Origin of the sequence: Chitinophaga solisilvae, from assembly GCF_009928525.1 — a bacterium.
Classification (GTDB): Bacteria; Bacteroidota; Bacteroidia; order Chitinophagales; family Chitinophagaceae; genus Chitinophaga; species Chitinophaga solisilvae.
The window spans coordinates 545,751-559,266 of the sequence record NZ_JAABOK010000002.1; the positions used below are offsets into that span (position 1 = coordinate 545,751).

At 49.3% G+C, this 13,516-nt stretch carries 11 protein-coding genes; all 11 read left to right on the forward strand.

Features of this window, described 5'->3' with window-relative positions; genetic code table 11:
• Positions 1-39 precede the first annotated feature (39 nt).
• Entirely contained in the window at positions 40-1,362 is a 1,323-nt protein-coding gene (locus tag GWG06_RS04990) for a lysine N(6)-hydroxylase/L-ornithine N(5)-oxygenase family protein (RefSeq protein WP_160711714.1), read from the forward strand.
• A 23-nt stretch (positions 1,363-1,385) separates the two neighbouring features.
• Positions 1,386-2,792 carry an MATE family efflux transporter gene (locus GWG06_RS04995; protein ID WP_127034159.1) on the forward strand — a complete coding sequence of 469 codons (1,407 nt, stop codon included), beginning with the start codon at positions 1,386-1,388 and terminating at the stop codon, positions 2,790-2,792.
• Positions 2,793-2,987: 195 nt separating this feature from the next.
• The gene (locus tag GWG06_RS30450; protein ID WP_202182948.1) at positions 2,988-3,155 is read left to right on the forward strand and encodes a hypothetical protein; all 168 of its coding nucleotides are present in this window, start codon (positions 2,988-2,990) and stop codon (positions 3,153-3,155) included.
• A 9-nt stretch (positions 3,156-3,164) separates the two neighbouring features.
• Complete coding sequence (locus tag GWG06_RS05000) at positions 3,165-4,073, forward strand: sterol desaturase family protein (RefSeq protein WP_160711716.1); 909 nt, start codon at positions 3,165-3,167, stop codon at positions 4,071-4,073.
• 286 nt (positions 4,074-4,359) lie between these two features.
• Positions 4,360-6,714, forward strand: a complete 2,355-nt coding sequence (locus GWG06_RS05005) for a TonB-dependent receptor (protein WP_160711718.1) — start codon at positions 4,360-4,362, stop codon at positions 6,712-6,714.
• Between the two features lie 167 nt (positions 6,715-6,881).
• Positions 6,882-7,178: a hypothetical protein gene (locus GWG06_RS05010; protein ID WP_127034165.1), complete on the forward strand. Its 297-nt coding sequence runs from the start codon at positions 6,882-6,884 to the stop codon at positions 7,176-7,178.
• A gap of 192 nt (positions 7,179-7,370) precedes the next feature.
• On the forward strand, positions 7,371-7,868 hold the full coding sequence (locus tag GWG06_RS05015) for an anthrone oxygenase family protein (RefSeq protein ID WP_235938146.1): 498 nt from the start codon (positions 7,371-7,373) through the stop codon (positions 7,866-7,868).
• Positions 7,869-7,964: 96 nt separating this feature from the next.
• Positions 7,965-8,591, forward strand: a complete 627-nt coding sequence (locus GWG06_RS05020; RefSeq protein ID WP_160711720.1) for an RNA polymerase sigma factor — start codon at positions 7,965-7,967, stop codon at positions 8,589-8,591.
• An 83-nt stretch (positions 8,592-8,674) separates the two neighbouring features.
• Entirely contained in the window at positions 8,675-9,718 is a 1,044-nt protein-coding gene (locus tag GWG06_RS05025; RefSeq protein ID WP_160711722.1) for a FecR family protein, read from the forward strand.
• Between the two features lie 29 nt (positions 9,719-9,747).
• Positions 9,748-9,882 (forward strand): hypothetical protein, encoded by a 135-nt coding sequence (locus GWG06_RS30680; protein ID WP_262888673.1) that lies wholly within the window; start codon positions 9,748-9,750, stop codon positions 9,880-9,882.
• 207 nt (positions 9,883-10,089) lie between these two features.
• Positions 10,090-13,506 carry a TonB-dependent receptor gene (locus tag GWG06_RS05030; RefSeq protein ID WP_160711724.1) on the forward strand — a complete coding sequence of 1,139 codons (3,417 nt, stop codon included), beginning with the start codon at positions 10,090-10,092 and terminating at the stop codon, positions 13,504-13,506.
• Positions 13,507-13,516: the final 10 nt, after the last annotated feature.

Consider the following 13,516-nt stretch of genomic DNA (forward strand, 5'->3'; position numbering starts at 1 on the left):
ACAGATGGCATTTAAGTTTTAACCGTACAATCAGAAAAAATGGATACAAAACCAGTATATACAATTATTGGTATCGGAATAGGCCCTTTTAACCTGGGCCTGGCCGCTTTATTACAACCAGTGGAAGAGATCTCCGCATTGTTTTTTGACCAGACAGACATGTTCAACTGGCATGCAGGTTTAATGCTCCAGAATACTACCCTGCAGGACCCGTTCATGGGTACCGACCTGGTAACTATGGCAGATCCCACCAGCAAGTACAGCTTTCTCAATTTCCTGAAGCATACAGGCCGGTTATACCGGTTCTTTATCCGTCATGATTTTTACATGCTTCGCCGGGAATACAATGCTTATTGTCAATGGGTAGCAGCGCAGCTCAGCAGTTGCCGCTTCTCCCATAAGGTAACTGCTGTAACTTACCAGGAAGGATTATATGCTGTAACAGTGCTGAATAAACTTACAGGTGAAACAGCCGTATACCATGCAGAGAAATTGGTGCTGGGTACCGGTACACAACCTTATCTGCCGCCTTTTGTAGACAAAACCGCGACACCCGGTGTGATGCATTCATCGGAATACCTGGCGCATAAGGAAAGCATATTGAGAGAAGGCGAACTGACAATCGTCGGCTCCGGACAAAGTGCCGCAGAAATTTTTTATGACCTGTTACCTGAAGCCAGGAACGGTTTCCGGCTGAACTGGTTCACCCGTTCCGACAGGTTCTTTCCGATGGAACATTCCAAACTTACGCTGGAAATCAGTTCACACAACTATGTGGACTACTTCTATGATCTTGCTCCGCAGCAGCGCGCGAAAATACTGAGAACGCAGGCAACACTTTCCAAGGGAATCAACTACAGCCTTATAGATCAGATCTATGACCTGCTGTATGAGATGACCGTTGGTGGTGAGCGGGTAAACGTATTGCTGCGATCCAATTGTGAACTGAACACTATTGTTCCCGCAGCGGGAGGAGGATATGCGCTGCATTTTACGCAGGTACAGCAGCAGCAGGACTTTACCCATCAGGCAGGACCGTTATTGCTGGCAACGGGTTACCGCTATCACCAGCCGGCATGTCTGAACGGTATTGCCGGTCGCATCAGCCGTCATGCAGACGGGTCTTACAATGCCTCCCGTAATTACGCCATTGATATCAACCACAACGAGATATTCATACAGAATGCGGAAACGCAGACCCATGGCTTTACTGCACCGGATCTCAGTCTGGGAGCCTATCGTAATTCCTGGATCATCAATACCATCAGTGGCCGTGAAGTTTATACGCTGGAAGAAGAAGTCGCCTACCAGCATTTTGGGAGCGCCGTTGTACCGGCGCCGGCGGCTGCAATGAGTTATTAACCATTAAAGAAAGATAAGGTATTATGATGACGCTGTTTGTCAGGACCCGTTCCGTTTTAAATCTTTTTAAGATCGCCATGCTGGGGAAGGAAAAGAATTTCACTTCCAGCAGTGTTGCCAGGGCTGCTTTTCTGTTGTCTCTCCCCGCTATGATAGAGCTGCTGATAGAGTCGATGTTTGTTGTAGTAGATCTGTTGTATGTGAGCCGGCTTGGAGACAGCGCTATTACCATTGCCGGTATGATCGGTACGGTGGTGCTGGTGATCTATTCTATACCGGTAGGATTAAATATAGCCGCCAGCGCTCTGATTGCCAGACGGATAGGAGAGCGGAAACCCAGGGCGGCAGGCCTCACAGCGGTGCAGTCTATCTACACCGGTATAATAGCAGCCGTGTTATTTGGTGTGCTGGCGATCATCTTCAACAGGCAATTATTCTATGCGATCGGCGCATCTGAGCGGTTGGCAACGGAAGGGGATCTTTATTCAAAGATACGTTTCGGGTGTATCATATTTCTGATGCTGCGGGTGTTGCTGAATGGTATCTTCCGTGGCTCCGGCGATGCCGCGATGGCGATGCGGGCATTCCTGCTTGCCTTTATCGTGAATGCAGTGGCAGGAGGTATATTCATTTTCGGTTTCGGCCCTGTGCCGGCTATGGGGCTGGTAGGGGCAGCCATCGGTAACGGAATTGGTAACCTGGCGGCGGTATGTTACCAGTTCTGGTACCTGGGCAGCAAACGTAATGTGCTGGTCATCGGCCGGCGGGAACTGATGATTGTACCCGCCATCATGAAGCGGCTGCTGCAACTCGGGTCGGCAGGTACGTTACAATACCTGATACCCGCTTCCAGCTGGTTGCTCATGATTACCATTGTGGCACAGCTGGGAGAAGCAACATTAACGGGTTACATTATTGCAGACCGCATTATTATCTGTGCCACATTGCCTGCCTGGGGCATCGCCAATGCGGCAGGGGTACTTACCGGTCAGAATCTGGGCGCCGGACAGCCAGAGCGGGCGGAGCAATCAGTATGGAAAACCGGCTTCTTCAATATGTGTTTTCTGGGGTCTGTTTCGCTGGTGATGATGCTGTTTACCGGAAAGATAGTAGGATTGTTTACCAGTGAGGCAGCGGTGGCGGAACAGGCGGTATTGTACCTGCGTTGCATGACCATCGCCTTCTTTTTCTTCGGATATACGATGGTCATCTCCCGGTCGTTGAATGCTGCAGGGCAGGTGCGGGTGGTAACCTGGCTGTATGTGCTCATGTTCTACATCGTGCAGCTGCCGCTGGCATATCTGCTGGGCGTTACCATGGGATGGGGCTCCAAAGGTATTTTTGGCGCCATATTGTTTTCGGAAGTGGTGCTGGCCGCAGGGTGCCTGATTATTTTCCGGAAGGGAACCTGGAAACGCATACGGATATAGTCATTTATTGTTTGTATTAAACTTGTTCTGATGTCTTTTACAGATGTACTGGTATTATTAAAGAAGATCGTGATCGGACTGTTGCTGGTGCTGATCCCCTTCCTGATATTTTTCTCCGGTCTTTGGTTGCTGAAACACTATGGGTAACATAGTTGCCCGGCATGTTTATCTATTATTAATCTGAAAAGCATATATATGAAATTAGAAAAGACGGTGGCACGGAAGCTCCTCAGAGATGGTATCATTTCACTTTTCCTGTATGCCCTGCCGGTAATCCTGATGTTCCTGTATTTCTATATCCGGGGCGAGCGGCCCTGGAAAGAACAGCAGGGTCATTCATCCGTTATTGCCACTAAAAAATAAATAGTTGTTATGATAAAACTGGCAGAAGCTGTATTTCAGCACCTGAATTCATGGGGGTTACCGGTATTGTTGCTGATCGTAGGTATTATTGAATTCCTGTTTGGTCTGTACAACAAGCAGGCCGACAGAAATGAGTTTATGATCGATCTGATGAGTTTTGCGATACCGAAAATTTTATTCCGTCCTGTGCTCGCCTATTTCAGTCTACGGTTATTACCGGTATTACTGCCTGGTATGCAGGGTGTTTTTTCCTGGGTGCCATTTTTCTGGGGTGTAGTAATTATTGCGGTAGCAGATGACCTGACGCAGTACTGGAATCACCGGTTGCATCACCAGGTACCTTTTCTGTGGCGTTTTCACCGGACTCACCACTCAGCTCCCTATATGGGGGTGGCCGTATATTTCCGCAATAACCTGATACATGTTCTGTTGTTCTCCCAGGTATACCTGGTAGTAACGTTAGTGTACCTGGGCCTGGGATACCCTGCGCTGTTTGTAGCCGGTATGAAAGCATTGATTGTATCGGCGGCACACTCCAGTATTCTATGGGATAAGCCGTTATACCGCAACAAATGGTTACATCCTGTGGCATGGGTGCTGGAAAGATTTATTTCCACGCCGGCCACTCATCACGCCCACCACGCCGTCACCAGCGATGACGGCATAGGATACTACAAAGGGAATTTCGGCAATATGTTTTTCCTATGGGATATCATCTTTGGTACAGGTATCATTACCCGTAAATATCCCGGCGCCTACGGCATCTCTCACTATGAGCGGGATGAATGGTACGCGCAGTTTCTCTGGCCCCTGTTTAAATCTAAGGTAGCCGATAGTGAATTATCCGCAGGTGGCCCTATGGTACGGATGGATGATGAACCGGCAGAGATTGGGGTTGAAGAGAAAACCAGAACCTGAGCTTATATAATTACGAATTACGAATTACGAATTGCGAATTACGAATGTAGAAGCGAAGAGCTAAACGTAGATGAAAGGTGATATACAATAGTTATCTCTTTTCATCTACGTTTAGCTCTTCGCTTCTACATTCGTAATTCGCAATTCGTAATTCGTAATTCAAACTTTTCCCTATATCGTAAAAACTTTTCCAATATCCATAACCCTATCCTCTCTTTCCTTCCGAACTTAGCGCCACTAAAAAAAAACGTAAGCGATTATTCAACCGTCGCTAAAATGAATATTCATGAGAACTTATTTTGTTGCGCTGCTATGCCTGCTGGGCATGATCTGTAATAGTTTATTTGCGGCCGAAACCGGAGAAGTCCTTTCCGGAAGGGTCATCACTTCAGGCGGAGAGCCGGCCGCTGCTGTTGTGGTCATGATAGATGGTAACAAGCGTATTGTAGTAACAGATAATGACGGAAATTTTATTGTGAGAAATATAACCGCCGGACAGCACCAGGTGAAGGTATCCCTGATGGGGTACGAGGCGGTGGTGAAAGAGGTGACGGTGCTGCAGGGGACTAACGCCCATGTTGAAATACAGCTGAAAATATCCAGTACAGAGCTGAAAGAAGTCATCATTGCAGATCATCATAACAAGGTAGCGGACAAACGTTCTGAATATGTATCCCGTATGGAGCTGGATAACCTGCGTAACCCGCAGGTGTATAGTGTGGCTTCGAAGGAACTGCTGCTGGAGAAAAATGTGATGGATTACCAGTCGGCCGTGAAAGCGATTCCCGGAATAGTGCTGAGTACCAACGATTATCAGGGTAGTTCCGTCACCTTTATGCGGGGCTTTGCTATTAATCCGTATATCCGTAACGGTATTTATTTCAACAACCTGATGGCGGGAGATCCGCAGAACATAGAACGGCTGGAAGCGGTGAAAGGACCTGCAGGTACTTTGTATGGCTCTCAGGGCGTAAGCTATGGCGGTTTAATCAACAAGGTGACGAAAAAGCCGTTGCAGCAGTTTATGGGAGAAGTAGGCGTAAGTGCCGGCAGCTATGATTACAAACGTGTTACTGCTGATGTGAATACACCCCTCAATGCAAAGAAGACCGCACTGATGCGGATAAATACAGCCGCTACCTGGCAGCAGAGCTTCCTGGATACTGACTTCCAGCGTGCTTTTTTAGCAGCGCCTTCCTTCTCCTTCCAGTTGAATGAAAAACTCAGTATCCTGGTGGATGCAGAGCTGAACTGGAATTCCAAACCCGCCATCACCTCCTGGCCCGGCTACAGCGCCGGCACTCATGACTATACCCGCTATGACCAGATACCGCTGGACTATTACGCTACCTATGGCAACCGCCAGGCGGACTATCCGCCCAGCAGCACCTATAATATCTTTGCACAGGTGAACTACAAGCTGAATAACAAATGGAAGATCAGCACCAATATTGCTATGGCGCACTTTAATTATAACAGCGGTACCATCGGCCTGACATTGCTCGACCCCGCAACGGCAGGAGGAAGAAATAAGGTAGGGCGCGACATCTACGATTTCTACTGGACATTCAGAAGTATAGAAATACAACCCAACCTCACTGGGGAATTCCGTATCGGCGCCATTAAAAATAAACTGCTGGTAGGCCTGGACATCCAGCGGATGCAGACCTATGCTTCCGGGTATTCGGTAGGGCAGCAGGATACCATCAGCCTGACAGCACCTTATCCGCCCTTCCCGATTCAGCGGGTCCGCGCCTCACAAGCCTATAAGGACGCCTTCTGGGAGGCCGACTTCAAACAGAAAACCTATGCCGCCTATATCACAGATGTTATCGGCATCGGGGAGAGGCTGAACGTTATGCTCAGTCTGCGCTACGACCATTACAAGGATGGCGGTTACAAATACCGCAACAGCACCGACCCGGTTAGCGGTCCGGATGCCGGCTCCGTAGCTCCCAAACTGGGCGCCACCTACCAGTTGCTGAAAGACCGCATCGTATTGTTCGCCAACTACATGCAAGGCATCAACTACGTAGCCCCAGATATGGAAGGCCATGTCTTTAAACCGGAAAGAGCGCGGCAGACAGAAGGCGGCGTAAAAATAGACCTGGCCGACGGCAGACTAACTTCCACCATCAGCTATTATGACATACTCGTGAAAGATAAGGTACGCCCCAACCCGGAGAACCGTAATGCCTCCATACAGGACGGCTCGCAGCAAAGCCGCGGCGTCGACATCGAAATCATGGCTACCCCCGTAAAAGGACTGAACATCGTTACCGGCTACGGCTATAACGACAGCCAGTTCGCCCGGGGCGACGCCTCCAAAAGCGGCAAACGCCCCTTCGGCACCCCTGCCAGCACCGCCAACGGCTGGATCAGCTACACCCTGCAGCACTCCCCGCTGAAAGGTCTGGGTATAGGCGTGGGCGTCCTCTACACCGATGACTTCTTCGCCACCGACGATAACACCCTCACCATCCCCGGCTATACCCTATTCAATACCAACATCTTCTATAACCACCGCAAGTTCCGTATCTCTGCCGGCTACGAAAATATAGGCAATATAAAATACTGGGACGTGTATGGTGCGCCCCAGGTACCAGGGAAGGGAGTGGTGACTGTGATGTACCGGTTTTAGTATAATTGCGAATTACGAATTGCGAATTACGAATGTAACCCGAAGATAAAAGCAAAGACGGAAGCGATAATACTACCAGGTATCCGCTTCGGTCTTTGCTTTTATCTTCGGGTTACATTCGTAATTCGCAATTCGTAATTCGCAATTATTTTCCTTATCTTTCTTTAATGAAAAAGCGCCTCCCTGAACTCCTCGTCATCTATCTCATCTATTACCTCACCCTGCTCCTGTATATCTATCTGAATCATGGTTCCATCCTGCGTTCCATCTCCTCTGTGGTAATATGGCTGATTCCCTTTATTGTAATAGTGCCGGTGCAGTTTATTGCGTTTCTGCTGGATGTGGTGTGGCCACAGAATACCGACCGGATCGATAAGCGCATCTACAGAATCACACATCTTATTGTATATCTGCTCATATTTTTGCTGGTGATGATGCCGTTGCTGCTGGCCGGCGATAAATAGTATTATAATATTTGCAGGGACTGCGGTAAATTTGGTACAAATTGAACTGGATGAATTACGAATTACGAATTGCGAATTACGAATGAAGAGCGAAGATATAAGCGGATAAAAAATTTACTTATCCGCTCATATCTTCGCTCTTCATTCGTAATTCGCAATTCGTAATTCGTAATTGATTCCCAAACTACTACCATGTTTTTTCTCTTCATCAAAATGTTCCTCGTTATTACAACTGTCAGCGCTGCCTTAATGGCTGGCCTGTTCTATGCTTATTCCTGTTCGGTGAATCCGGGGCTGGGGCGTTTGTCTGATGCCGGTTATATGGCGGCGATGCAGTCTATTAACCGGGCGATTCTGAATCCGGTATTTTTCGCTTCTTTTATGGGATCGGTGGTGCTGTTGCCGGTAAGTACCTGGCTGCAGTTCCGCTATGGTACGGAGGTGGGGGGCTGGTTGTTTCTGGCAGCTACGGTGATGTATATTATTGGTGTCTTTGGTGTGACGGCGGTGGTGAATGTACCGCTGAATAATGCGTTGGACAAAGTGAGCCTGCAGGCATCGCCGGAGGAGCTGGCAGGACACCGTGCTGCTTTTGAGGGCAGGTGGAACCGCTATAATACGGTGCGTACGGTTTGCGCGGTGCTGACGGTGGCCCTGGCCATCACGGGCTGTCTGCTGGCAGGATGGTAGTTGTATTTTTCTCTCTCAACAATATGATAACTTTACTAACTTGCCCCTGGGACCAATAAAGGTCATTATTACCACAGCCTGAGGGGGGAAAGATGCATGCAAACCAGTGTAGTGAACAAATATCATCTTAATGAAGAACAACTGTTAATTTGCTGGCAGCAATTTCTGGACGGTGAACGCGAAGCTTTCGGCCGGCTGATCTCCTTTTACTATGCTGCACTTTTCCAATATGGTATGAAGATGCATGCTGACAAAGCATTTGTGCAGGACTGTATCCAGGATATGGCTACGCACCTGTGGAGCCGCCGTGAGCGGCTGAGCAGGGAGGTGCATGTTAAAAGCTACCTGTTCAAAAGCCTGCGGCATGATATGATGCGCCAGCTGCGCCGCCGGCAGCTACAGGCCCAGCATATTATACAATGGTGGAAGACAGATCCGCACTTCGATGCGGAATTTTCTGTAGAAACCTCCATAATAGATAATGAGGCGGCAAGGGAACAGCGGCAACGGCTGCACGAAAGCCTGCAGTCCCTCAGCCCCCGGCAGCAGGAAATCATCTACCTGCGCTACTACCAGAATATGGATCACGAACAGGTAGCCGTTATTATGAAGTTGCAGAAAGAAGCTGTTTATAACCTTTTATCTGCCGCCATAAAAAGGCTGAAATCCCATTGGGGCCTGGTGGTAGCCCTCATAATATCCCTTCTCTCCAAATTTTTTTAAAAATTTTTCATTTTCATTGGTGAGATTTGATGACTGCATGTCTTAAAGAGATATAGCGAAGCAGTTTTTATTTCACGTGAACAATGATTGAGAAACAATTCCATCGTATAGAAGATTTCTGGCAGGAAGCATCCTTCCTGGACTGGACGCTGGGCAATGACCGCGAGGCTGCCCGCTACTGGGAACAGTGGCTGGCGGATAATCCCGCCCAGGCAACGCTGCTGCAGGAAGCCAGGCAACTGCTGCTCGCCATACATGTGAAGGAGCATCCGCTTTCCAACGAAGAAATTCAGCAACACGTTTGCAATACCATACAGCAGCTGCCGGTGAAAACCGGCCGCGGATACGGCTGGCGCGCCGCGGCCGCTGTGGCAGGCATTATACTGCTGGCCGGTATGGGCTGGCTGTTTCTGCGTCAGAACCGCCCTTCTGCCGGACAATGGACGAAAGCAGCAAATGGCTTTGCAGAAAGCAACAATACCGGTACAACGCCGGTAACCGTAACCATGAAAGACGGATCAGGAATTACACTGTTACCCGGCGCCCGCATTCAGTATAATACCGACTGGGGCACGCAGGAACGCCGCGTGCGCATGGAAGGAACGGTACAGTTTGATGTGAAGCAACTGGCAGACAATCCCTTTGTAGTGATGAGCGGAGATATTGAAACAACGGTGCTGGGAACTGTTTTTACGGTAGAAAGCAAACCGGAATACGGGAAGGTGCGCGTAGCTGTGCAGCACGGAAAAGTAAAGGTGCAGCAAAGCAACCGGCAAACCGCCGGCATGATATTACTGCCCAACCAGGAAGCCAGCTATGAAACCGGTAGCGGGCAGCTGAGCAAGGGCCTGATAGCAGCGCCGCTGGCACAGGTAGCCGTAAAACACCAGGAAGATTTTATGTTCACCGATACGCCGGTGACTACTGTTTTTGATAAACTGGAAAAAGTATATGCCATCAGGATATTGTATGATACGGCCGCTATCCGGTCATGCACTATCACGGCCAATCTGAACAAAGAAGGTTTTTATGATAAGCTGGATCTCATCTGTAAGGCCATCGGCCTGAGTTACCAGGAAACAGAAGGCCAGCTGATGATTAACGGAAAAGGCTGCCTGCACAATTAAGCAGGAAAAATGCAACGCACGTATGAACAATGAAAATGATCCTGCCCGCCCGGCACCTTGCCCGGCACATGCAATGTATCATGCATCATTCACCATTACAACCCGGTAATATCAACCATACCGGCAAATCTGAAAACTATCGTTTCACCATTAACAACCTGTAATGTCTATGTTTTAACTGATCCTATATCAATATGAAAAAGGGAGCTGATAATGCGGCTACATTATCAACCCCCGGAGTCGTTCCGGCTCCATAAAACCTGTACTGCAGCTTGCTGCGGTAAGGGAGGTCTATTTCTATTACAGAACCGTAAACAACCAAAATTATGTGGAATTATCGTATTAATCACCATCAGCTAGTAAAAAAGCTTATGCGCATTTCAGTTGTACAGTTACTGCTGCTATTCACCCTTACCGGCATGTGTTATGCCATGGAAGGTAAATCACAATCCCTGCTGGATAATAAGGTCAGCATTACCGTTCAGGGCCAATCGCTGAAAACGGCGCTGCTGGCGTTGGAAAAGCAGGCGGATGTACAGTTTATTTACAGCAGCGAGGTGATCAATGTGAAAAGAGATGTTACCATCACCGCCACCGGTCAGCCTTTGCGCGATGTGTTAGCATCATTGCTGGCAGGCACCGGCGTGGGCTTTGAAGCAGTGAATAAACAAATTGTGCTGTCCTATGCCGCCAGTAAACAACCATTTGCCCTGCAGGAGGCATTCCCCGATGGCATCTCCAGGCAGGAGGAAAAAACAATTGCCGGGATAGTAAAGGGAGATGACGGCACCCCGCTGCCTGGTGTTACGGTGCTGGTAAAAGGCACTACCAACGGTACCATCACTGATGTTAACGGACATTTCAAACTGAATGTAAAGGGAGATGTAACCCTGGTACTGACATTGGTAGGTTACGAAAAGAAAGAAACGGCGGCACATGCCGGTAATCATAATATTGCCATTACACTCGGTATCTCTTCCCAGGGGCTGGAAGAAGTAGTGGTAATAGGCTATGGCAGTGTGAAAAGAAAGGATATTACCGGCGCTATCTCTTCTGTAAAAGCAACGGATATTCCCAAATCGGCCAATACATCCATTGATCAGGCGCTGAGCGGAAGGGCTGCCGGCCTGATGGCCACGCAGCCTACCGGCCAGCCTGGCGCCGGTGTTACCATGCAGATCAGGGGTAACGCCTCCTTTGCTTCTGCCGGCGTTTTATATGTGGTAGATGGTGTGCCTGTTAACGGCGCTGCCGATGAACCCGGCTCTGGTAACCGTTATGGCGGCATCAACCGCTCGCCGCTGAATTTCCTTAACCCCGATGATATTGAATCTATCGAAGTGCTGAAAGATGCCAGCTCTGCAGCCATATACGGCGCAAGGGCAGGCGCCGGCGTTATTCTCATCACCACCAAAAGAGGTAAGGAAGGGAAAGCCCGCGTGGGATACACTTTCAGCCATGCATTCCAGGAGCCGGCCAGGTTCTACGACATCATGAACAAACACGACTACATGACGGAACGTAACCGCATCCTGCATGAACGCTGGCTGCGCACCAATAAAATTGCACCTTACGGCAACGTAGATCCGTCAGCGGTAGATCCCTTCAAACCACGCTACTCCCAGACTGAAATAGACACGGCCGGCCCTGCGCAAAGCGCTATCGACGCGGTAACACAGTCCGGTTATATGGATCAGCATAACCTCTCCGTTTCCGGTGGTAACGATAAAACAAAATTCTACGTGTCCGGTAATTACCTGAACCAGGAAGGCGTAATCAAAACTTCCGGTTATAAAAGATATACCGGCCGCATGAACCTCGACCAGCTCGTCGGTAATAAGATCAAGCTCTCTGTCAATGTAAACGGCTCCCGTTCTGTCAGCAGCAACCCCGCTATCGGTGGCGGCCTGTTCGAGAACTCCGGTATCATTGTGGCATCTTTCTATCACCCGCCTACAGTGCCTTTACGGAATGCTGACGGCACCTATCCGCTCAACCCCGATTATTCCAATGCACCCAATCCTGCATCATTCCTGGAAATAACGGATCAGACGGTAGGCACCCGCCTGCTCGGCGCCGCCAGCGCTACCTGGGACATTACCAAAGAGCTGAGCGCCAAAGCTAATTTCAGCTTCGACCAATCCAATAATAAAAGAAGCAACTATCTGCCCAAGTCGTTCCTCTATGGCGCACGTACCGGCGGACAAGCCAACATCCTCGAAAATACGGCCAACATCGGCCTGCTGGAATACCTGCTCAACTACCGGAAAACATTTAAGGATAACAGCTCGCTGACGGCCGTAGGTGGTTATTCCTACCAGGTGCTGCAGCAGGAAGGCTTCAATGCCAGTAACCAGAAATTTATTACCGACAACTTTGTTTTCAACAACCTGGGCATGGGCGAATTCGCCAGGCCAGGTGTGGGATCGTTTAAGGTCCGCGAAAGATGGGCCTCCTACTTTGCGCGCGTGACCTTTGATTTCAGAGATAAATACCTGCTGATGGCCTCCCTCCGCCGCGATGGCTCCTCTAAATTTGCAGAGAACAAAAAGTATGGCTGGTTCCCCTCTGTTTCCGGCGCCTGGAAAGTGTCTAACGAAGAATTCCTGCGCTACAGTAATGTTATTTCTTTCCTGAAATTACGTGCCAGCTTCGGTTCTACCGGTAACAGCAATATCGGCGGCAACGCCTTCTCCTATTACAGCCCCGGCAAAAGCTATGTATTCGGTAACACACAGAATACCGGCGTTTACCTGAGCCAGGTGGCCAACCCTGACCTCACCTGGGAAACCGCCCGCGAGGTGAATATCGGACTGGATTTCAGCCTGTTCAAAGATCGTATCAGCGGTACCTTCGAATTCTTCAACAAAACCATCAGCAACCTGCTCAGCTCAAGACCGCTCCCCAGCTATTTTATAGTCGGCTCCATGTCTGCCAACATCGGGAAAACACAGAGCCGCGGATTTGAATTCACGCTCCGCTCCAATAACATCACTACCACCAACTTTGTATGGAACACTGATTTCAATATCGCGCGCTACCGCGATACCTGGAAAGAACGCGATCCGCTGGTGGTGAAAACACTGGCTAAGTATATCGGCCTGCACGACCCTATCCGTGCTATCTACAGCTATCAGACCGATGGTATCCTGAAGGTGGGTGAAAAAGTACCGGATCATATGCCCGGCCTGATGCCCGGTATGGTGAAAGTGAAAGACCTCAACGGTTACGACGATAACGGTAACCTCACCGGAAAACCTGACGGGAAGCTGAACTCCGCCGATCAGGTGTATATCGGTACACAGGATCCCGGTTACTCTTTCGGATTCAACAACGCATTCGCCTATAAACAGTTTGACCTGAATATCTTTTTCTATGGCCAGCTGCAACGCACTAAACTGAACACGGACCTCGCTACCGCCTACGACCTGGAATCAACGCTGGCGCAGTTTGGCTGGAATGCCCTGAGCCTGGTGAAAGACCGCTGGGCTTCTGATAACCAGAACAGCGACCGCCCCAGCGGATTGAATAATCCTTACGGCTCGTACACCGGCAACTACTTCCGGGAAAATGCCTGGTTCATCCGCTGCCGCAATATCACGCTGGGATATACCGCGCCGGCTTCGCTCCTGAAGAAACAACATATTATCTCGTCCGTACGCCTCTACCTGGATGCACAGAACCTGTTTGTGATATCGCCGTACAGCGGCATAGATCCTGAACTGGAGAGCTTTGCGGCCTATCCCATCCAGCGTTCCTGGATCATCGGTCTGAATGTTTCTTTCTAATCTAAACAAC